Origin of the sequence: Runella defluvii (genome assembly GCF_014195535.1) — a bacterium.
Taxonomy (GTDB): domain Bacteria; phylum Bacteroidota; class Bacteroidia; order Cytophagales; family Spirosomataceae; genus Runella; species Runella defluvii.
Map to the genome: position 1 here is coordinate 167,151 of NZ_JACIBY010000004.1, position 21,275 is coordinate 188,425.

At 45.7% G+C, this 21,275-nt stretch carries 21 protein-coding genes; 10 read left to right on the forward strand and 11 right to left on the reverse strand.

Annotated elements, in window-relative coordinates; all coding sequences use genetic code 11:
• Positions 1-75: 75 nt before the first annotated feature.
• From FHS57_RS10955 to ccoS, 3 genes are read right to left on the reverse strand one after another with little or no spacing between them, the layout of a single operon-like run.
• Complete coding sequence (locus FHS57_RS10955; RefSeq protein ID WP_183973474.1) at positions 76-1,137, reverse strand: cbb3-type cytochrome c oxidase N-terminal domain-containing protein; 1,062 nt, start codon at positions 1,135-1,137, stop codon at positions 76-78.
• Positions 1,138-1,142: 5 nt separating this feature from the next.
• Entirely contained in the window at positions 1,143-3,287 is a 2,145-nt protein-coding gene (gene ccoN / locus FHS57_RS10960) for a cytochrome-c oxidase, cbb3-type subunit I (RefSeq protein WP_183973476.1), read from the reverse strand.
• 36 nt (positions 3,288-3,323) lie between these two features.
• Entirely contained in the window at positions 3,324-3,470 is a 147-nt protein-coding gene (gene ccoS, locus FHS57_RS10965) for a cbb3-type cytochrome oxidase assembly protein CcoS (RefSeq protein WP_084332276.1), read from the reverse strand.
• 172 nt (positions 3,471-3,642) lie between these two features.
• On the opposite strand from ccoS, the gene FHS57_RS10970 reads away from it, so the two are divergent.
• From FHS57_RS10970 to FHS57_RS10980, 3 genes are all read left to right on the forward strand, one after another.
• Complete coding sequence (locus FHS57_RS10970; protein WP_183973478.1) at positions 3,643-4,407, forward strand: hypothetical protein; 765 nt, start codon at positions 3,643-3,645, stop codon at positions 4,405-4,407.
• A gap of 85 nt (positions 4,408-4,492) precedes the next feature.
• A complete protein-coding gene (locus FHS57_RS10975) occupies positions 4,493-4,804 on the forward strand; it encodes a type II toxin-antitoxin system HigB family toxin (protein WP_183973480.1) in 312 nt (103 codons plus the stop codon).
• 12 nt (positions 4,805-4,816) lie between these two features.
• Positions 4,817-5,173, forward strand: a complete 357-nt coding sequence (locus FHS57_RS10980) for a helix-turn-helix domain-containing protein (RefSeq protein WP_183973482.1) — start codon at positions 4,817-4,819, stop codon at positions 5,171-5,173.
• Between the two features lie 45 nt (positions 5,174-5,218).
• Here FHS57_RS10980 and FHS57_RS10985 read toward each other — a convergent pair whose 3' ends face one another.
• Positions 5,219-7,708, reverse strand: a complete 2,490-nt coding sequence (locus tag FHS57_RS10985) for a heavy metal translocating P-type ATPase (RefSeq protein ID WP_183973484.1) — start codon at positions 7,706-7,708, stop codon at positions 5,219-5,221.
• A 196-nt stretch (positions 7,709-7,904) separates the two neighbouring features.
• Here FHS57_RS10985 and FHS57_RS10990 point away from each other — a divergent pair, with 196 nt between their 5' ends.
• The 3 genes from FHS57_RS10990 to FHS57_RS11000 are packed head-to-tail and all read left to right on the forward strand — an operon-like array spanning position 7,905 to position 10,516.
• Complete coding sequence (locus FHS57_RS10990) at positions 7,905-9,056, forward strand: acyltransferase family protein (protein WP_183973486.1); 1,152 nt, start codon at positions 7,905-7,907, stop codon at positions 9,054-9,056.
• 37 nt (positions 9,057-9,093) lie between these two features.
• The gene (locus tag FHS57_RS10995) at positions 9,094-9,822 is read left to right on the forward strand and encodes a hypothetical protein (RefSeq protein WP_183973488.1); all 729 of its coding nucleotides are present in this window, start codon (positions 9,094-9,096) and stop codon (positions 9,820-9,822) included.
• Complete coding sequence (locus FHS57_RS11000; RefSeq protein ID WP_183973490.1) at positions 9,803-10,516, forward strand: glucosamine-6-phosphate deaminase; 714 nt, start codon at positions 9,803-9,805, stop codon at positions 10,514-10,516. The genes FHS57_RS10995 and FHS57_RS11000 overlap by 20 nt, the downstream gene beginning before the upstream one ends.
• A gap of 57 nt (positions 10,517-10,573) precedes the next feature.
• Here the strand turns inward: FHS57_RS11000 and FHS57_RS11005 are convergent, their stop codons facing one another.
• The 6 genes from FHS57_RS11005 to FHS57_RS11030 are packed head-to-tail and all read right to left on the reverse strand — an operon-like array spanning position 10,574 to position 15,648.
• Entirely contained in the window at positions 10,574-10,852 is a 279-nt protein-coding gene (locus FHS57_RS11005; protein WP_183973492.1) for a GNAT family N-acetyltransferase, read from the reverse strand.
• 14 nt (positions 10,853-10,866) lie between these two features.
• Positions 10,867-11,745, reverse strand: a complete 879-nt coding sequence (locus FHS57_RS11010; RefSeq protein ID WP_183973494.1) for a pirin family protein — start codon at positions 11,743-11,745, stop codon at positions 10,867-10,869.
• 36 nt (positions 11,746-11,781) lie between these two features.
• A complete protein-coding gene (locus tag FHS57_RS11015) occupies positions 11,782-12,939 on the reverse strand; it encodes a lycopene cyclase family protein (RefSeq protein ID WP_183973496.1) in 1,158 nt (385 codons plus the stop codon).
• Positions 12,940-12,968: 29 nt separating this feature from the next.
• Entirely contained in the window at positions 12,969-13,847 is an 879-nt protein-coding gene (gene lipA, locus FHS57_RS11020; RefSeq protein WP_183973498.1) for a lipoyl synthase, read from the reverse strand.
• Positions 13,844-14,890: an SGNH/GDSL hydrolase family protein gene (locus FHS57_RS11025; RefSeq protein WP_183973500.1), complete on the reverse strand. Its 1,047-nt coding sequence runs from the start codon at positions 14,888-14,890 to the stop codon at positions 13,844-13,846. Before FHS57_RS11025 ends, lipA begins: the two co-directional genes overlap by 4 nt.
• Positions 14,887-15,648, reverse strand: a complete 762-nt coding sequence (locus FHS57_RS11030) for a hypothetical protein (RefSeq protein WP_028525320.1) — start codon at positions 15,646-15,648, stop codon at positions 14,887-14,889. Before FHS57_RS11030 ends, FHS57_RS11025 begins: the two co-directional genes overlap by 4 nt.
• A 187-nt stretch (positions 15,649-15,835) precedes the next feature.
• Here FHS57_RS11030 and FHS57_RS11035 point away from each other — a divergent pair, with 187 nt between their 5' ends.
• The 3 genes from FHS57_RS11035 to FHS57_RS11045 all read left to right on the forward strand — a co-directional run bounded on the left by FHS57_RS11035 (position 15,836) and on the right by FHS57_RS11045 (position 18,076).
• Positions 15,836-16,255 (forward strand): OsmC family protein, encoded by a 420-nt coding sequence (locus tag FHS57_RS11035; protein ID WP_183973502.1) that lies wholly within the window; start codon positions 15,836-15,838, stop codon positions 16,253-16,255.
• 286 nt (positions 16,256-16,541) lie between these two features.
• Positions 16,542-17,336, forward strand: coding sequence for an N-acetylmuramoyl-L-alanine amidase-like domain-containing protein (locus FHS57_RS11040; protein ID WP_183973504.1), 795 nt, complete (start codon positions 16,542-16,544; stop codon positions 17,334-17,336).
• An 11-nt stretch (positions 17,337-17,347) separates the two neighbouring features.
• Positions 17,348-18,076, forward strand: a complete 729-nt coding sequence (locus tag FHS57_RS11045) for a carbon-nitrogen hydrolase family protein (RefSeq protein ID WP_183973507.1) — start codon at positions 17,348-17,350, stop codon at positions 18,074-18,076.
• Here FHS57_RS11045 and FHS57_RS11050 read toward each other — a convergent pair.
• The gene (locus FHS57_RS11050; RefSeq protein ID WP_183973509.1) at positions 18,066-19,139 is read right to left on the reverse strand and encodes a DNA/RNA non-specific endonuclease; all 1,074 of its coding nucleotides are present in this window, start codon (positions 19,137-19,139) and stop codon (positions 18,066-18,068) included. The genes FHS57_RS11045 and FHS57_RS11050 overlap by 11 nt on opposite strands.
• Before the next feature lie 130 nt (positions 19,140-19,269).
• Between FHS57_RS11050 and FHS57_RS11055 the strand changes: the two genes are divergently transcribed.
• Positions 19,270-20,496, forward strand: a complete 1,227-nt coding sequence (locus FHS57_RS11055) for a BaiN/RdsA family NAD(P)/FAD-dependent oxidoreductase (RefSeq protein WP_183973511.1) — start codon at positions 19,270-19,272, stop codon at positions 20,494-20,496.
• Positions 20,497-21,275 lie beyond the last annotated feature (779 nt).

Here is a 21,275-nt window from a genome sequence, read left to right on the forward strand (position 1 = left end):
ATTAGGAGTGTCGAGTGTAGAATGCAGAGTATCAAGTGAAAATTAATTCGATATTCTGCATTCTACACTCGACATTTACTTAACAGCTACAGTACTATCCGCCGCTGCGGTAGTTTCGGTATAAATTTCTCCTTGAGGAGCTTTCGGATTCGCGGGCTTTGTGCCTTTGATGGAGATGATGTAACTAGCAACTTGTTGCATTTTGAGTGGGTTCAATTGTTTTTCCCACGAAATCATTCCTTTTTCGGGTACACCGTATTTGATGGTTTTGAAGACATTCTTGATACCGCCTCCGTGGAGCCAGTATTCGTCGGTAAGGTTGGGGCCTACAGTTCCTCCACCATCGGCAGCGTGACAAGCGGCGCAGTTGGCCGTAAAAATGGCTTTACCTTCCTCAATTGCCTTCACGTCAGTGGCCAACGTAACAGTATTTTCGTTGATTTTGGCCGCTGCTTTTTCAAGGAACGCGGTTTTCTTCGCTTCTACCACTTGGCTTTCTTTTTCGAGTTCGGCCATCGGTAAATCTCCCCAGCCTGCCATGTGATAGATAATGAGGTAAATCACGGCAAATACAATCGTACCTTGGAACAAGAACGCCAACCAAGGTGGCATACGGTTGTCGAGTTCGTGGATGCCGTCGTAGTCGTGGCCTTTGATAAGGATGCGTTGTTCGTCGGCGAGTTTTACGCCAAAACCCGTCCAACGTTGCCACCAGCGATCACTGAAAATCGGCGCAGATTCACCGCGTAAATCTTCTTTTACTTCTGCATCTCCCTGAGGAGCAGAGATTTTACGGAGAAGCATCATCACTTGCACTAAGAGAACGAGCACGGCCAAAATGACCACAACCAGCAACATGATGATGAGGTAGTTGACCAGTTCTTTGTTGCCTGCTTTGGGGGCTTCGGCGGCTTGGGCAAACACCATTGACGAAACTAAAAGTAACGCAAGAGTTGCAAGCCCACGGCGAACTGTGCCGTCTTCAAGGGGCAATTGGCTTATTTTTTGGACGGTTTTCTTGTCAAGTTTTACAAGGTACCATACCAATCCTACAAAAACGGCCGCAAAAATCAGTAGTCCGATGAGCGGATAAATCGCCACTCCGTCAATCGCCTGGAGATAGTTTCTGAATTTCATGATTTTTATTGTTTTTTGATGTCAGTACCTAAGCGTTGCAAGTAGGCAATGAGCGCAATGATTTCTTTGTCAGCTTTGGCTTTGATACCGTCTTTTTTGAGACTTGCCACGATGCCATCGGCTTGTTTTTGAGCGTCGGCAATGGCTTGGCCTTCAAACCCGTCTTCGTAAGGCACACCGAGGGTACGCATGGCACTGATTTTGGCGGGAGTGGTGCTCAAATCAAGCGCATCCTCAAGCAACCAAGGGTACTTAGGCATGATAGAGCCGGGCGACATGCTCGTTGGGTCTTCCATGTGGTTGTAGTGCCATGAGTCTGGGTATTTTGCCCCCACTCGGTGCAAATCGGGTCCTGTACGTTTTGAACCCCACTGGAATGGGTGGTCATAGACAAACTCACCTGCTTTTGAGTATTCACCATAACGTTCGGTTTCAGAACGGAACGGACGAACCATCTGAGAGTGACACGTATAGCAACCTTCACGGACGTAAATATCGCGACCTTGAAGTTCGAGGGCAGTGTATGGTTTCACGCTTTCGATGGTTGGTACGTTGGATTCTACCATGAAAGTAGGCACAAGTTCAATGACCCCCCCGATGATAACAGCTACCAATGAAATAACGGTAAAGAACACAGGTTTACGTTCAAAAATACGGCTGTGCCAGAATTCGTTGGCGGGAGGATTCCAGATAGATTTGAGCGAAGCCGCGCGTGCTGTCTCGTTGGCGATAAGTTTTCCACTAAGGGCAGTCATGGCTAAGTTGTACGTACCTACCAAGAAACCGACCAAGAACAATGTACCACCAATTCCACGTAAAATATAGAAAGGCACAAGCTGCGTAACGGTTTCGAGGAAGTTCGGGTATTTCAAGAAACCTTCTTCGGTAAATTCTTTCCACATCGACGATTGAGTCCAACCTGCCCAGTACATCGGTACGGCGTAGAAAATGATACCTAATGTGCCAATCCAGAAGTGAAAATTGGCCAATTTTTGAGAGAACAACGGACGTCCGTACAAACGTGGGAACAACCAGTACATGATGGCAAAGGTCATAAAACCGTTCCAGCCAAGCGCTCCTACGTGAACGTGTGCTACAATCCAGTCGGTATAGTGGGCAATGGCGTTTACGTTTTTCAACGAAAGCATAGGGCCTTCAAAAGTTGCCATCCCGTAGGCGGTTACCCCTACTACCATGAATTTCAAAACCACATCCTCACGAACTTTATCCCAAGCACCACGAAGGGTAAACAGACCATTAATCATACCACCCCACGAAGGAGCAATCAACATTACGGAGAACACCGTACCCAACGATTGTGCCCAGTCAGGTAAAGACGTATAAAGTAAGTGGTGAGGGCCTGCCCAGATGTATAAGAAAATCAACGACCAAAAGTGAACAATTGACAATCGGTACGAATAGATAGGGCGGTTAGCCGCCTTTGGCAAAAAGTAGTACATCAAACCCAAATAAGGAGTTGTTAGGAAGAATGCCACCGCATTGTGACCGTACCACCATTGTACCAAGGCATCTTGCACCCCAGCGTACCAAGAATAACTTTTAGTAAGAGAAATCGGAAGTTCAACGCTGTTGACCACGTGCAACATCGCCACTGTGACAAACGAAGCCAAGTAAAACCAAACCGCAGCATAAATGTGCTGTACACGGCGGTTGACCATGGTCATGACGAGGTTGAGAAGAGCCGCTACCCAAACGACCGCAATCGCAATGTCGATCGGCCATTCTAATTCGGCGTATTCTTTCCCTGTGGTAAGTCCTAATGGAAGCGTAATCGCTGCGGCGACGATGATGAGTTGCCAGCCCCAGAAGTTGATGTTGGACAACAACTTACTGTACATTGGCGTGCGGAGTACCCGTGGTGCCGAATAATAAAGCCCCATAAAGAAACCGTTACCGACAAAAGCAAAAATGACGGCGTTGGTGTGAAGGGGACGTAACCTACCAAACGTAGTGTAGGGAATATCGAGGTTGAGGGCAGGAAATGCTAACTGAAACGCGATAAGTACGCCCACCAGCATTCCGACGATCCCAAACACGATAGAAGCAATGGCGAAATTCCGTACGATGGTGTTATCATACTGAAACTCTTCCATGTCAACGGTTGAGGTTGTTTTGGAAATTGGTTCCATGTTGAATTTGAGGAGTTTATGATTAAAAAAGATGAACTATTTTTCGTTGTCGTCGAATAAAATCCGAATCGAAGGAGTGTAATCGTCGTCGTATTGTCCTTGGCGTACCGACCATACAAAGGCGATTAAAAAGCCGCCTGCGACAAACAGACTGATGCAGAGCAGGATGATGAGAGCACTCATAGACGTGTGTATGTTTGAGAATGTTGAAATCAGACCAGCTTGTTAGGACTGACGACCTCCCAAAAGTAGGTTTGGAGGGGCGGGATTAAGATGAGGGAAGTCAGTCCTCAAAACTGACTTTGGTCAGTTTTGGTAGATCTGTGTACCTTTGCCGAACTATCTTCGTGGATTAATGAATATCTTATTTTTTAAACTGACCATTATTCCGTTGGTCATTGGACTGATTACGCTGATTAGCCGCAAGTGGGGGAATCGGGTAGGGGGTGTGGTTGGGAGTATGCCTTGGGTAGCGGGGCCTATCTTGGTGTTTTTTATTTTGGAGCAAGGCAAAGACTTTGGCATACGCTCTATTCCAGGTATTTTGATGGGAATCATTGCCCTGGTGAGTTTTTGTTACTGCTATGCGTTGTTTTCCAAACGGATGAAGTGGTTACCAACGTTGCTACTTTCGTACGTGGCTTTTGCCCTCACTGCTCTTGTGTTGGATGCAATTCCGCTGACAATTTGGGGGATTTACGGCTTGGCTTTGGTCGTGATTACGATTGCCTTGTATTATTTTCCTCGTCCTTTAGTAGGACAAGCGGCTCCTTCCCGAGCGAAGCCCCCGAAGTATGATTTATTGTTTCGGATGTTGGTAGCGACTCTTTTTGTGTTGACCATCACGGGGCTGGCGGCTATTTTGGGGCCTAGCTGGAGTGGTGTCCTGACGCCTTTTCCTATCCTGACCTCTATTTTGGCCATTTTTAATCATTATTTACAAGGCAGTACGGCGGCAATAACGGTCTTACGAGGCATTATGATTGGCCTCGTTGGCTTTACGACGTTCTTGTTTTTGCAGGCGTTTTTGCTCCACGAGTTTTCGGTCGTGGTAGCGTTTCTGATAGCGCTGGTGGTCAATGCCGTGATTAACCTAGTTTCGAGCCGCGTGTGGGGGTAAAAATTCGGTAGATTATAGATTATTTATACAATGAAAGTTTACTTTTAGAGAACTTTTTGTATTTTTGTTTTTAAGACGAACAGGTATGTTTAATATCATAGCACGTAAAACGCTACTATCGTACTGCCTTCTGTATCCAAAAGCAGCCCATGCTTTGCAAGAATGGTACAACGAAATGATCCTATGCGAGTTCAAAAGCTTTCAGGATTTGAAGGCAGTTTACGGAAACGCCAGTTTAGTAGGAGATGACCGTGTTGTTTTTAATATCATGGGGAATCATTATCGGCTGGTGGTCAGGATGGTTTTTGATTATAAAGTGATTCAGATTAAGTGGTTCGGTACCCACACAGAATATGATAAAATAGATGTAAAAACGGTAAAATATCACCCCAAATAAAATCCTGACATTATGGAACTTAAACCGATTAAGAACGACGTAGAATATGAATGTATGATGGAATGGATTGATGAGCAATTTGAACGCAAGCCCGCTCTCAATACTTCAGAAGGAGACTATTTAGAAGTGGCTTTATTGTTGGTGAAAGCCTATGAAGATGTTCATTTTCAGATACCTATCCCTGATCCAATTGATGCTATAAAATTAAAAATGGAAGAACGAGGTTTAAAAAGCAAGGATTTAGCAGACTGGATTGGGAGCAAAAGCTACGTGTCGGCATTGCTGAATCGAAAAAAACCATTGACATTAAAACTTGCGAAACTATTTCACGAACGACTTGGAATCCCTGCACAAGTTCTACTAAACTAATCCCATGAGTTTGCCGCCGCCCTTTAGACGTAGCCAGCCCCCCCCTCATAACCTCCTCAAAGCAGCAATGCGGCTGGAAATCGTGGTAAACAAGACAATTGAAATAGAACTGGCTGGCATCAAAATCGCGGCAACGACGGGCGAAAGATTTCCCGTAAGGGCAAAACTTAACCCAATGATGTTATACACAACCGAAATGATAAAGCTCTGAATCACGATGTTGCGGCCCGCTTGGGCTAGACGAACAAACTGAGGCAGTTTTGAAAGTTGGTTTCCTTCCAAAATCCCATCGCAAGCGGGTGAAAAGTTGTTGATGTTGTCGGAGACGGCAATGCCTACATCGCTTTTGATAAGTGCCCCTGCATCGTTCAGGCCATCGCCTACCATCAAGACTTTGTGGCCTTGTTGTTGTAATTTCTCGATAAATCGAAGTTTATCGTCGGGCTTTTGATTGAAGTTTAGCTGCTTGAGCGAGCCAAATAATTCACTCAATAGTTCGACGTCGGTAGGCTTATCGCCCGACAATAAATAGGTGTTGTAATGCTTCTGTTTTAAACTTTTGAGGGTATCAACGAGGTTGTCGCGGTATTGGCTTTGAATGTCGAAATAACCCAATATTTTGCCATCAAACGAAAAATAAACGTGGCTGCTGTTGCTGTCTTGAAAGGGTGTAACTTCTTGATTATCATTAGAGATAAACGTCGCGGAGCCTAGCCGTACCGTAACATACTCGCCTAGTTTTCCCTCAACGCCTTTTCCTTCCACTTCCTGAAAATCGCTCACCATTTTTTCGTGCGGGACGTGCTGCAACGACTTGGCAATCAAGCGACTCAACGGGTGCGACGATTGCTCGCAAAGGGTACGGACGATGCGTTGTTGAATGTGCGTAAGTGGTTTGCCAATAAACTGAACATGCGCAGCATCAGGCAACGTAAGTGTTCCTGTTTTATCAAAAACAACGGTGTCGATTTTAGACAGATTTTCAATGATTTGGGCGTTTTTGAGGTATAGCTTATTCGATCCAAACATACCCAACATATTACCGTTGGTAAATGTGTCGGAAAGTAACAGCGCACAGGGGCAGGCCACAATCAAAATCGTCGTGATGGCGTTGATGCCTCGTGGTAAGTCCCCCAAAACGGCCCAGTACGCCAAAGCCCCAAATCCCAAGAACAACAACGCCCACGAAAAGTAATAATTGATTTTACCCACCATTGTCTGTTGGGCATTTTGCTGCTGTTGCGTGGCCGAGTCGTTGTTCCAAAGCTGCGTCAGATAACTTTGCGATACTCGCTTGGTCACTTCGACTTCAATGGCTCCCCCGATTTGGCGGCCACCTGCATAAATGAGTTCATTACGCGTTTTTTCAATGGGCGTAGATTCTCCCGAAACAAAACTGTAATCAATCATCGCGCGCTCGCTCACAAGGCGTACATCGGCAGGAATCAATTCTTTGTTACGAATCAAAATCTGGTCGCCAGGCTGTAAGTCGGTTACTAGTAGTTGGTTATTGGTGACTGGGGATTGGGGATTGGTGTTAGATACCTCCTTCGTCGGTATGACAGAGTCTTTCCCTCTGCTCAATAACGTCACTGCTACGGGAAAGTAGGACTTATAATCGCGGTCGAACGAAATAGCGGAGTATGTTTTGTCTTGAAAATACCTTCCCAATAACATAAAGAACACAATACCCGTCATGGAGTCGAGGTAACCGACGCCCGTTTGGGTGCCGATTTCGTACAAACTCCGCACGAACGTGACCAAAATGGCCAATGCGATGGGCGCATCAATGTTGAGGAAGCGTTCGCGGATGGATTTCCAAGCAGAAACGAAGAAATCGGAAGCGCTGTAAAAAAATACGGGCAAGGCCAATACCACACTGAAAACGCTAAACATCGTCTGCAAATGATGGTCGAGGCGGGTATCTCCCAACCCAAAATAATCGGGGAAACTCATCATCATGACGTTGCCAAAAGCAAAACCAGCAATCCCGATTTTGTACAAACGCGTACGGTTGGTTTTGGGAGCTTTCTGCGCTTCAATGTCTTGCAAACTAATGTAAGGTTCGTAGCCGATGTAGGTGAGCAATTCGGCAAGTTTGCTAAGGCTAATTTTTTGTTCGTCGATGACGACACGGGCTTTCTTTTCGGGAAAATTGACCAACGACGAAATCACGCCTTCGTGCAAGCGGTGGAGGTTTTCCAACAAATATACGCACGAACTGCAGTGCATTTGAGGAAAAAACCAGTTGACGTGCGTTTGACGACCGTCGGTAAATTCAAGGATTTTATCGTGAACTTCGGGTAGGTCTAAGTACGCGTATTTGCCTGCGTAGTAATTTTTATCGGGAGATACGCCTGGGTTTTGGGTCAGGTCGTAGTAGTTGCAGAGTTGATTTTCTTGGAGAAGTTCATAAACGGTTTTGCAACCTTCGCAGCAAAACGGCTTATCGTCATGCACGATGACGTGGTCTTCGCAGTCGGCACCGCAGTGGTAACATTGAACTTCTACGGTAGGTGAAATGGATTGCGACATAGAATGGGTATTTTGTAGTGAGTCAAAAATGCAACACAACCGAGCGGAAGGATATGACCAAAGTCAGTTTTTGGGGCTAATATTGGTCAGGATTTGTGGGTTTTAGTGCTTCCCGATAAGAACGAACTTCGATTTTAACGGCAAATAGGGGGGATATGGGCGGAATGAGGTTGTTTTGTGCCAAAAATAAACATCCATGAAAACACCTTCATCTGCTTCGCTCCGCCGCTACGACCTCGATTGGCTGCGGGTTATTTGTATCATTATTTTGCTCTATTACCACGTCGGAATGATTTACGTACCTTGGGACTGGCACATCAAAAGCACCGAAAAAAGCGAAGTCATGCGCTGGGTGATGATTTGGTTGCATTATTGGCGAATGCCTCTGTTGTTTTTCATTTCGGGCGCGGGTACCTACTTTGCCCTTCGCACCCGTACGCTGGGGGGATATGCGTCTGAGCGCGTAAAGCGCTTGTTTGTCCCGCTCGTTTTTGGGATGTTCGTCATTGTACCACCTCAAATTTATTACGAACGGATTTTTAACGGAACTCACTTTGCTTCTTACGCCGATTTTTACCGAACCGTGTTTGACTTTGCTCCCTATCCCAAAGGAAGTTTTAGCTGGCATCACTTATGGTTTGTTGCCTATTTGTTTCTGTACTCACTTATTAGTATCCCGCTATTTGGTTGGTTAAAAACTCCCCAAGGTGAACGTTTTGGTCAAACAATCGAAAAATGGGGTTCTTATAAAGGAGGGGTATTGGCTTATGCATTGGTGTTGATTGTGAGTCAAGTGGCACTCAAACCGTATTTTCCCGAGGAAACTCACGCGCTGTTGGACGATTGGGCGTATTTTACCTTCAATTTGTTGCTGTTTTGGGGTGGGTATTTGTTGGTAAGTCGGCGGGTACTCTGGGAGGAAATGGCACGTCAACGTCGTATTTATGGCCGTGCTACGCTATTTTCGACGATTGTTTTATATACTTTGTACAGCTTACGGCGGTTTGTGTATCCCGCCTGGGATGATGCAACTTGGTACGACGTCGTTTGGGACATCAACGCTTTTTGTTTGACGTGGTTTTCGGTCGTCGCGACTGTCGCCTACGGCTATCAATACCTCAACCGCCCGCATACTGCGCTCAGCCAACTCAACGAGGCGGTCTATCCGTTTTACATCTTGCACCAAACCGTCATTGTCGTGATTGGTTTTTATATCCTAAAGTATAACATCGGTGTTTGGCCTGGTTTTCTTTTGGTAAGTACTTTGTCTTTACTTATTAGTATAGGACTTTATTGGTTGATTATCAGGCGAATAAAAATTTTACGAGTCTTCTTTGGATTGAAGTAATAGTTTCGCAGTTTGCGTCAGCTAAACATTCAGTCACATGCAATACCCGTTGCCCGAAACTTTTGCCGATGGTACCACAGTCGAAATTCGATTAGAAAAAGAAAGTGTGCTTTATGAGCGGAAAATTACGTGGACGTCGGGGTTGATTGAGCAACAAGTGGCGGCGTTGGCTTATTCGGGCGAAAACCTTTTGAGGGATGCAGAGGTAGAAAAGGCAAAGTTGCCGCCTTTTGCGTTAGCGTTTTATAAGTTTTTGTTTTTCAAAGGGCAACTTCCTACCGAGCAAGAACTTTGGACGCAGTACTTAATCGCCCATTTTGGGGTGCTTGACGAAACTCGGATTCATTATTTTCGGAAAGGGACGTGGCGTGTTTACAATGCCGATGCGGTGAAAGCAAGGTTGTTGCGCAGCTTTCCGTCGTTGATTCGAGACTTTCATTTTTTTGTACTTTGCCAAGAATCGGGGCGGTTTCAAGAAGTAAAATATTCCTTGCGCGACGACTATTTCAACGGTGTGGACCTGACTTTAACCTACCTCAATAAAACGTTTCGAGTAGCAGTCATGCTCAATTCCGAACGGGCAAGGCAGTTTAAAGAACAAAAATACAGTCGCCATGCCGCAACGTCCGAACAAGAAGTGGTTATGCTTTTTGATTTGCCCCGAAGCGAACAAAACAACGGAAAAATAAAGCTATTTTCGTCCCAACACATCCAACAACTCATCACTGAATTAGAAAAAAGAACGCATGAATTACCACGTATTTGACGATTACGAAGCCCTTTCAGAACACGCCTCTGAGTTTATTTTGAACTACGTTCGCCAAAAACCAACGGCGACGATTTGTGTAGCCTCGGGTGAAACACCATTGTTGACCTTCCAAAAAATTGTAGCCAAAGCCCAGCCTGGCGATTTTGACCAAGCGACCTTTGTGGGCTTGGACGAATGGGTCGGCATCTCGCCCGACAACCCTGGAAGTTGCCGCTCGTACATCGACGGGCCGTTGATTAAACCTCTTGGCATACCTGCCGAGCGCGTTTCGTTTTTTGACAGCCTCACCGATGATTTGGCCGCCGAGTGCGACCGTGTCAACGAATTTATCGCAAGCCGTGGCGGCTTGGATGTGATTATGGTGGGAATTGGAATGAACGGGCATTTGGGCTTAAACGAACCTGGAACGTCGTTTGAAACCTATGCGCACGTGTCTGATTTAGAGGAGGTAACGGCTTCAGTGGGGCAAAAGTATTTTGAGTCAAACACTCCATTAACGCAAGGAATTACGGTGGGACTGCGCCATGTGTTAGAGGCAAAAGTTGCCATTGTCATCGCCAACGGAGCGAAGAAAAAAGCGATAATTGAGCGCGTCCTCAACGAACCAGTAGGCGAAAACCTACCCGCTTCGGCCTTGAAACTGCACGCCAATAGCTACTTATGGGTGGATGCAGCGGCTAATCCCGCTTAGATTTTATGTCTTATTTTTCTGCAACTGTCAAAATGAAAATGCTCATTTTGACAGTTGCTAAAGAACATCCCTTATCTCTTCTTTTTTGTCAAAAACACTTTTGGCAAACGGGCACAGAGGGATTATTTTTAAGTTTTTTTCTCGTGCAAAATCTACGGCAGCCATCACCAGTTGTAGCCCTACATTTTTGCCTTTGAAATCGGGATTTACCTCTGTGTGGTCAATAATAAATTTGTCACTCCCCGCCCAAGAATAAGTCATTCTACCAGCTTCTTTACCATCTTCCGAGGCTTTAAAAAAACCTTTAGATTCTCTGTTAAATTGTTCAATAGTCATGATTGAGTTGTTTTTTAAATTTTAAATGTTGGATAAGGAACAAAGTCAGTTTCGCCCGAAATCTTAGGGAAAGTTTGATTTTTCCAATCTTGCTTTGCTTGGGCCAATCGCTCTTTTCTTGATGACACAAAGTTCCAATCAATAAATCTTTCCTCAGGAAATGCTTCTCCACCAAAAATATAGACCGTAGAATTTGCGGCCATATTGAACTGGCAAAGTTTTGTATCTTTGGCAATCAATAGTTGTTTTGGTTCATACACATTGCCCTCGCTCGAAATGGTGCCATCAAGGATATACAAGGCACTTTCTCCGTAAAGCATACCGCCAATGCTCACTTGGGCGGCTTCTTTACTTTTTATCTCGATAAAATAAAGTGGACTATGCACTGGCACAGGGGAAGTTTTCCCAAATACCTCGCCAGCAATTAACTTAAATGACAAACTTCCATCTTCCCAATGTGGTATATCTTCGGCAGGGGTGTGGGTAAAAGAAGGTGCTATTTCTTCCAATTCTTTTGGTAAGGCGACCCAAATCTGTAAACCGTGGAGCGTTTTTGAGGAATCTCGTAGCCGTTCGGGTGTTCTCTCAGAATGCACCACCCCACTACCTGCGGTCATCAAATTAACTGCACCAGGTTGTATCTCTAGCTCACTCCCAATACTATCGCGATGGAGGATTGCTCCTTCAAATAAGAAAGTAAGGGTAGAAAGACCAATATGTGGGTGAGGTAACACATCCATATTTTCCCGTTCACTCATTTTTACGGGGCCCATGTGGTCAATAAACACAAAGGGACCCACCGACCTTTTTTGGCGAAAGGGAAGTAGCCGCCCCACCATAAAGTTGCCGATGTTGGCTGCCCGTTCTTCTATAATTAAATTGATGTTTGACATAATTGACCAGATGATAGGTTTATTGGGATTCCCATCTTAGATTTTTTTGCGAAGGGCATCAAACAGCCCCGCCGTAAAGGCACCAAGCGGAACGGTTGACATGATTTTTAAATCGTCCATGAGCGTGGTGTCTTCATCCAGAAAGGCAAATAAGCGTGGCGTTGGGTTTTTCTGGTAAAGCGCGGTAAATACCTCTTTTCCCGAAGCACGACTTTTGAGAAGAACGTTTAGCAAGGTGCTGTCGAGTAGGTCTTTAAAGCGTTTTTTGAGGGAGCGTTTTGGGGGAAGAGGCTTCCCAATGGTGACCAAATTTTTGACCAATTCACGCGTAAAACGCTGCGTACGCTGAAACGCATAACCCGTCGAGGCTTTGACGTAACCCCCTCCCGTACCAATGCGAAAAACATGCTCTCCGTCCAGCGAAGGCGTAGGTTCGTCGGTCATTGGAATAACGCCAAACTCTTCGTGTTCAATCCGAAAGTCACTAATTTTTAGGAACTCCTTGATATAAGAATGAAGTTCGGCGTCGTATTCGGTTGTGGGCAGAAGTTTGTCCGAAAAAATGGTGTATTCGACCATCGCCCGCGTTGGACTTTCGGGCAACACATACATAAACCGTACACCGAGACCGCGTTGTTCAACCCGATAATCCATCATAATGGGACAATTGGGGTCAAAAATAGGTACGTCGGTTTCGATTTCCCACCCTTTAAAATGTTGCAGCAGGTTATGGCAATCGGGTAAATTTAGCTTCAACGAGTAGGTACTATCAAAGACGTAACCGCCCAGGTATTGGTTGTGTTCGGTGATGATAAAGCCACCGTTGGGTGTGTCTTTGACTCGCTCGATGCGCTCTTGAACGAAGGTAATGTTGGGATTTTTGGCTAAATCGGTTTTGACAAAGGTGTAAAAATCAATCCCTCGCAGCCATTTGTAGGAATAAGGCCCTAGCTCAAGCGCCGACGAAAAGTTTGTTCCATGAAAATACACCTGATTCCATTGGCGATGCACAATCGAATCAAACGGACTTTGGCGGTCTTTTTCCCAAAAACACCAAGTCCGATCATTCTGGGACTTGGTGTCTTGGTCAATAATGAGGATGGATTTATCGCGCAGTACTGTTTGGTTCATGTAATAGGCCAAACTAAGTCCTGCTAATCCACCGCCTGCGATGATGAAGTCGTAGTTTTGCATGTACTATTATTCATAGTGGCCTTCGAGTTTTAAATCGGTACGTTGACGTGGCGTTCAGAGTGGTAGCTCGAACGCACCAACGGCCCTGATTCTACGTATTTTAAGCCACGTTTGAGCCCTTCCTCGCGGTACATCGCAAAGGTATCAGGGTGAATCCACTCAATCACCTCGTGGTGCATTTTGGTCGGTTGCAAATACTGACCCAACGTAAGAACGTCCAAACCGTGCGCTACTAAGTCGTCCATGGCTTTAAACATTTCTTCTTGGGTTTCGCCCAAGCCAAGCATGATGCCCGATTTGGTGCGTTTTCCGTAGGCTTTGGTACGTTTGATTTGTTCCAAACTACGTTCGTATTTGGCCTGTGGGCGTACGGCACGGTACAACCGAGCCACGGTTTCGACGTTGTGCGATACCACTTCTTGCCCTGCCGAAATCATCCGTTCCAGCGCTTCCCAGTTGCTTTTGGTATCTGGAATAAGTGTTTCGATGGTAGTAGCGGGGCTCAATTCTTTGGTCAAAACGACGGTTTGGTGCCAAATTTCAGCGCCACGGTCTTTTAATTCGTCGCGGTTGACCGACGTAATAACGGCGTGTTTTACCCCCATTGTTTTGATGGCTTCGGCCACACGGCGTGGTTCGTCGGCATCGTATTCGTTGGGGCGGCCCGTGGCTACGGCACAAAACGAGCAGCTGCGGGTACAGACATTCCCCAAAATCATAAACGTGGCGGTACCTTCGCCCCAGCATTCACCCATGTTAGGGCAGTTTCCACTTTCACAAATGGTGTGGAGCTTATTGGTATCCACAATCGTCCGAACTTTACGGTATTCTGGCCCAGTCGGAAGTTTAACTCTTAGCCAATCGGGGCGTTTTTTACGCTCAGATGCGATAACAGGAAGTTCTATCATTGCTTTATTGCGTGATTTATCACGAATTGTAAACGGTTCATTAAGGTTTGGGCACATACTCGGTGCCCGAGGTGGTTCCAATGCGCCTCATCCTTGGCTCGACAACAAATCCCAGCGCGTTCTAGTTTCGCAATCGCTTCTGGTACGTTGCCAAGTATCTCAATTCCATTTTGTTGCATCAATACTTCGTACTGTGTTTTTGATTGGGTGGGACGAAGTAGCGGTGCATCAACGGGGAAGCTAACGAGTGTGGCATTGTTTTTTTTACAAATTAACTTAATTTTTTGAATGCCTAAGTCAGTTATTTTTTCTGCTTGATGATAATCTGCGGGCTTAAATTCCTCATGTTGAGCCTGATTAGCGGCTTTTTGAGAGGATGAGCCTTGGAGTAAAATCTTTATTTTGGGAAGTAAAAACGAAAGCAATTTGGAGTGATTGACCAAAAAACGGGCAAGGGAATTTTGGACGGGATTGGCATAATATATCTTCCCTTGAAGGTTGAGATAAGGCCGCCGTTGTTGGTTGTTATGGTAAATACTCGCTTTTTCTAAGTCAAAACTGTTGTTGATAAAGTCGTTTTCGCAAAACTGAAGAACCACCACGTCGGGTTTGATTTTGCCAATGACTTGTTCGAGTTGCATGGCTTCTTGGAGCGTGCTGTGTCCGCCCGTGCCGTTGGCAAATACTTCAAAAGAGAGTTGGTTTCCTAAAAGAGAAAAATAGGTGCTATCGTCGGAAGCATCAATGGCTTGGGTGAAAGAGTCGCCGATAAAAAGGACTTTGGGACGGGTAGAGGTCGTATCACCAAACCGACGAAAACCGTCTTGATTGGTGGTATATAAAAGCGAATAGGGCTGCCCGCAACCATCCACTTTGGCAAGCTCATAGCGGACGTTTCGTTGGGTAATCCAGCCCAAATACGAATCTGATTGGAGGTAACTGAGGCCCTTTTTGGCAAAGAACCTCATGCCCATTTCAACAATCCCTAAAGTGACGATGCAAGAGAATAAAAAGAGTAAAGCGTTCTGAAACAGGGACTTCATTTTTTATTTCCAAAAAACAACGTCACGTAGCCCGACGTAAATAAGCTACGGTTTTCGGCAAAAGGAATAATGACGGGAGCCTTGCCAAAAAGCTCGGTCAAAAAGCCAATTTCCACGCCTGTGAGGTTGCTACGAAAGGCACTTAACTCAAAACTAAAGCCAAGTTTGGCGTTGATACCAGGAATAATTTTAGAATTACCTAAGCCTTGGAGAATATTGCCAGAACCAAGGATATTGCCCAAATCGGTATGTTTGAGGGGGTCATAAGCTTCGGTACGAACTACGCCAGGACGGACTTGGTACTGAATATAATAGGGTTTCAAAATGCCGAGCGATACCCCCGCAGCAAGAATACCGTTGATGGAAATTCCTTCGTCGTTGTTGCGATTCGATAAGATGATTTCACGACCGTATTGGGGGCGTAAGACAAAAAGATAGTTTTGTTTGCCAGGCGTAAAACGTGCGCCCGTATTGCTCGACTGTGACAATTCTTTCGGGTGGCGAACATTAACAAGCTCAAGACCTAAATAGCGGTATTGATGGCGACCAAAAAGCTCTTTGTCGATTTGAGAAGAATGACGAAACACAAAACCACCCAGCAAGCCTGAGTTGGTGTTGGTGGTTACTCCATAGGTAGTAATGGAACTGTATTCTTCTTCGCCGTCGTCTTCGGCGTTGGTTTTAGTACGGCGTTGTTGGCTCCATGCAGCTTGTACAAGCAAGAGCAAAGCAAGGGTTATGGTCGAAACAGCTTTCATCTGACTTTGCAAAAATTTTACTTAAACCTACCAAAAATACCTGTTATAGTCAAGTTAATTTACGTGAAAAGGTATAAAAAAGTTGCGTTTATAAGTGTGGAAGATAAACTATTTTCGGGTACGAGTGGTTCAGAATTTTTTCATAAACCGTAAATTGCACATCAATACACCTTATAACTAGATAACAATGCCAACCGTACAAACCACCTACCTCGGAGAATTGCGCACCGAAGCTGTTCATTTACAGTCGGGTACTACGATTATAACTGATGCTCCCACCGACAATAATGGAAAAGGAGAAGCGTTTTCTCCCACCGACCTTGTGGCGGCTGCTTTGGGAAGCTGCATGATGACCATCATGGGAATTGTAGCCCGTCGTGATGAAATCGACTTGAAAGGTTCACAAATGGAAATAACCAAAGGGATGTCGGCGGAGCCTCCGCGTAAAATTGCGAAAGTAGAAGTGAAGCTGTCGATGCTCACGGGCACGGAGCTAAGCGAGGCTGAAAAAGCCAAATTGGAGAGAGCGGCGTACACTTGCCCCGTAGCGCTAAGCTTACATCCTGATATTGAGCAAGCCATCACTTTTGAGTGGAAGGTAGCGTAGAGGGTTGCTTTCTGAGTGTGGAGGGTTGCTCACGTCTGTGGAGAGGGTTGCTCACAACCCGACGAGAATACGGAAAATGTGTGTAAGATTGCTTACAGTATGTGTGGAGAGTTGCTTTCTGAGTGGAGAGGGTTGCTCACAACCCGACGATTGTAAGGTAGCCGGGTTGTGAGCAACCCTTAGCACGGTGGTCGGGTTGTGAGCAACCCTTGGCACGATGGTCGGGTTGTGAGCAACCCTCCACACGAACAGTAAACCCAACACAGCATAAACAGAAAACAAAAAAATGAAGACGCTACTGAGTTTATTTTTGGGAATGTGGGTCGTTATTGACTTGAATCAGACCATTTTTGCGGAAAAAATTCAAGTTGAGAAAGGAACGACTAAAACCGCTACGGCCGTGGCAGTGGCTAAAAGCTTTGTAGGAACACCTTACGTAGCGCATACCCTAGAACGTTCGCCCGAAAACTTGGTGTGTAACCTTCGAGAATTTGACTGTTATACTTTTGTGGAGTCGGTGTTGGCAATAACTCATGCCCGTCATCACCAAAAATCTTACATGCAGTTCCAAAATCAATTGGTGCAAATGCGTTACCGAAACGGCATCATTGATGGCTACGGTTCGCGTTTGCATTATTTTTTGGAATGGAAAATTCAGGGCGAAGCTAAGGGACTTTTTGACGATGTGACGGAAGAATTAGGAGGGACAAAAATTCAACCTTCTATCAATTTTATGACATCGCACCGCGCGGCTTATGCGGGTTTGGCCGAAGAAAAAGACTTCCAGACGACCCAAGAAGTGGAGGCGAAACTGTCGAGTAAATCGTGGCATTATCTTCCCAAAAAAGAGGTAGAAGGCATTGAGTCAAAATTGCAAGATGGAGACATCATTGGCATTACGTCGGGCATTGAGGGGTTGGATTTTAACCACGAAGGTTTTGTGGTAAAACGCAACGGCCGAGCGTATTTATTGCACGCTTCGCTCGAAGCTAAAAAAGTGATTTTGGCGACTGAAACCTTGTCGGATTACCTTCAACGGGTCAAAAAGCACAGCGGAATTGTGGTTTTACGCATTAAATAAGCTTAGTTTTTATGAAAATTGCCATTGCCCAGTTACAGTCGGTCAGGGGGGATGTTGCCCAAAACAAAGAAAAACACCTGCGTTTTGTGGCGCTTGCGGCGGAGAAACAAGCAGATTTTTTGGTCTTTCCTGAATTGTCGTTGACCAATTACGAACCGCTTTTGGCCGAAAGTTTGGCGGTGGAGAGCGACGATGCTTCGTTGGGTGAATTTCAAGAACTGAGTAACCTACATCGCATGACGATTGGCGTGGGGATGCCTACCCGAAGTGCGGCTGGCGTACACATCAGTTTGGTGTTGTTTCGACCGTATCAAACACGCTTGGTTTATTCCAAAAAATACCTTCATGCCGACGAAGAACCGTTTTTTGTCAGTGGTGAAAATTTTACCACGATTAAGATAAACGAAGAAGCCGTGGCGTTGGCAATCTGTTATGAGTTGTCGGTGGCAGAACATACCGAATGCGCCATCAATAGTGGGGCGAAAATATACGTAGCCAGCGTCGCCAAAACCGCAGCGGGCATGGAAAAGTCGGCAGAAATTCTTTCCAAATTGGCCCAAGAACATTCAATGACGGTACTGATTGCCAATTGTGTGGGGCCGTGTGAGGATTTTGTGGGGATTGGAAAAAGTGCGGCTTGGTCGTCCGAAGGACTACTAAAGCAGCTTGACGATGAAACAGAAGGGGTTTTGGTGGTCGATACCAAAACCCACGAAGTCGATGTCAGAATTAATTCCTAGCCGAAAACCAGCCTTGAGTCGTCGTTGAGCTTTCCAGTTTTTTCTCCAGCGCGTCAGGAAGTTTAGGGAAAAAATCAATGCCCGTGAGGCGTTCAATTTCATCCACACTTACCACAAATGTTTTGAGGTTTTCGCTCGAAAACTCATTTTTTAACAAAAAACCAATCATGCGCGGTTGGCGGTCGGTGAGGCAAAGTGCAATTTTATAATACATTTCGGGAACGGCAATTTCATTGTTTTTACCAATGGTAGGTAAACCAGGTTTTAAAACGGGCCCCGTAACAATGTACAATTCTTCGTCGCGCTGTGCCCATTGACGAAATTTTTGCTCCAAATCGTTCCAAATCCCACGGTTAAAATCGCCCACTTGCGGACTGATGTTGCTCATGTAAAACGTTTCTTGCTTATCGTCGGGCGAAATATTAAAATCTCCCGCAGGCGCTAAGTGCCCACGGTCGTAGCCCGAGCGGGTATAGTCAGCGTGCGTAGCCGAGCCTGTTTTGACGAGTGGGTCGGGAACAAATTTATTCCCATCGCGAGAAAGGTACGCACGGGCTTCGTCGCCCAACAATTTATAGGCGACCCAATCAGCTTGCTCATATTGTTCGCGGTACCGAAGCGTGATGCGGTGGTGGCGGATAATTTGGTCGTTGGAGCCAATGGCGGGTAAACCAAAATCCTTTGTTTTTGAATAGTCCCCTGCATTGGACGAAGTAGATTCAGGCTCATCATCGTCGGAAGAGGTAGTGCTTTCGGAGCGGGTAGAAATGCCTTCTTTGTCCAACAGGCTTCGGTCGTCTTTATTGGAAGACGTACGGTCGTCGGAGGCTACATCGTTGTAGGATGTTCGGTCGTCGGAGGCCGTGCTGGTAGGTTCAGGGTTTTTGTAGGGGTTATTTCTGTCCGAGGAACGCTCTTGGTAGATAAACACACTTTTAACGTCGTTCCAAAACGAAACTAGCGGTTTGGTACGGCCACGGTAATGAAGCACCAGCCCGATGGCGATAAAAGTAAATAACAACATTAGGGTGTTTCCCCAACGCAAGCCTTTTCGATAATACATGCTGAAATGTTTGTTCTCTGTTTTTTGGTATAAAACGCAAAGAACGGTAGAGAAGGTCGAACAACGCAACGTTTTTTTTGAACTTCCCAAAAGTTTCCGCACTTTCGAGTTGATATTAGACCAACAAAACGTGCAATCACTACACATCGCAGTTATTGGCGGCGGGGCCGCTGGATTTATGGGTGCCATCACCGCCGCCGAGACTTTTCCCACCGCCAAGGTGACTATTTTTGAAAAAAGCCGCAACGTCCTGAGCAAAGTAAAGGTTTCGGGCGGCGGACGCTGCAACGTCACCAACGCCGCGCCATCGCTCCCTGAACTGGTGAAAGGCTACCCGCGCGGTGCAAAATTTTTACGACCGCTGTTTGAAATTTTCAACAATCAACACACCATTCAGTGGTTTGAAAGCCGAGGTGTAGCCCTCAAAACCGAACCCGACGGGCGGATGTTTCCCACGACCGATAGTTCCGAAACGATTATCGACTGTTTGCAACAAGCGGCGCAGCGGGCGGGCGTGGAGGTGCGCACGAGCGCAGGTGTCAACGCCATTGTGGCTGAGGGAGAGCAGTTTTTGCTAAGGCTTCAGTCGGGAGAAGAACTGATGGTAAATAGAGTTTTGGTGACTTCGGGAGGCCACCCGCAGTTGTCGGGCTACGATTGGTTGGCTACGTTGGGGCTCGAAATTGAAACGCCCGTACCTTCTTTGTTTACCTTCAATGCGCCCAAATTGCCCCTGAAAGACCTGATGGGAGTATCGGTAGGAAAAGTAGGCGTAAAATTGGCAGGAAGTAAATTGACCGAAGCAGGGCCGATGTTGTTTACGCATTGGGGCGTAAGTGGGCCTGCGGTACTGCGTTTATCGGCTTGGGGCGCGCGGGAGTTGGCCTCCAAAAATTACCAATTTATGTCCTTGATAAATTTTACCAACCAAAAACCGAACGAAGTGCAAGAGCAGCTGACTTCCATGCAGCGTGACGTACAGTGGAAAGGGAAGTTTGTGCCGACCCAAGCGCCCTTTGGAATACCTCAGCGCCTTTGGAAACAATTGGTTGAACTCGCCAATATTCCCGACACCATGCGTTGGGCCGACTTACCCGCCAAAAACCTCCACCGCTTGGTAGAGCAACTGACCAATTTTCAGTTGGAGGTACAGGGGAAAACCACGTTCAAAGACGAATTTGTGACCTGCGGAGGCATTAATTTAGCCAATCTCCACCCCAAAACCCTCGAAAGCCGTCACGTTCCTGGGTTATTTTTTGCGGGCGAAGTGCTGGACATTGATGGCATCACAGGAGGCTACAACTTCCAAGCCGCTTGGACTACAGGAGTGATTGCGGGGCGGAACATTGGGGGTTAAGCAGCAATACTTTCTTGAACAATGACTTCATTTCAATTGATGATATCTATGTCGGAGTTATTGATAATTTTTGATAAGGTGTCTTCAAACATTTTCTTGAGTGCAGGTACTTTTTCTTCTACAAAACGTTGAAAGAGTGCATTGTCGAAATGATGAATGTTGCCGATGGCGTACTGGTCCAGCTATTAAGTCAACATAATCTAAATTAGTCTCCGCTCGTTTTATTTTGAGCAATATACCGTTGGATGCTATGGGAGTCTGGTGTCCATTTTTTTTGGTAAAACGAAGTGATTCTTCCAAACCATCTTTTATAAAATTGGGAAAAGATTTAACTTTAGACAAATATTAAAATCCAGACCTATTTCTTCATACACTATCACTCACTTGGCTAGCAAAGATGTTTTCTGATTTTGTAAGTATGCTTACAAAGTTGTGGAGAAATAATCTATGAATTCCAAAGATTTAAAACTCAGCAATAAACTCTTAAAGTAACAATCGCTATGATTAAATATGTATTTGGTCTATCGCTCATTTTATTACTGTGCACGTTTAGTGAGTGTGCTGCGCAAACACAAGTAAGTGGTTCATTGTCAGGCGTGTGGACAAAAGATAAAAGCCCTTACATACTTAATGGGGATGTTACCGTGCCAACCGGTCAGACTCTGGTAGTCCAGCCTGGCGTAGTGATAGAGGTTCCCAGCTATACGACTGATTTGATTATTGAGGGTACCTTGGTGGCCAAAGGGACAGTTTCTGACTCGATTTATATTCGGAAGCCC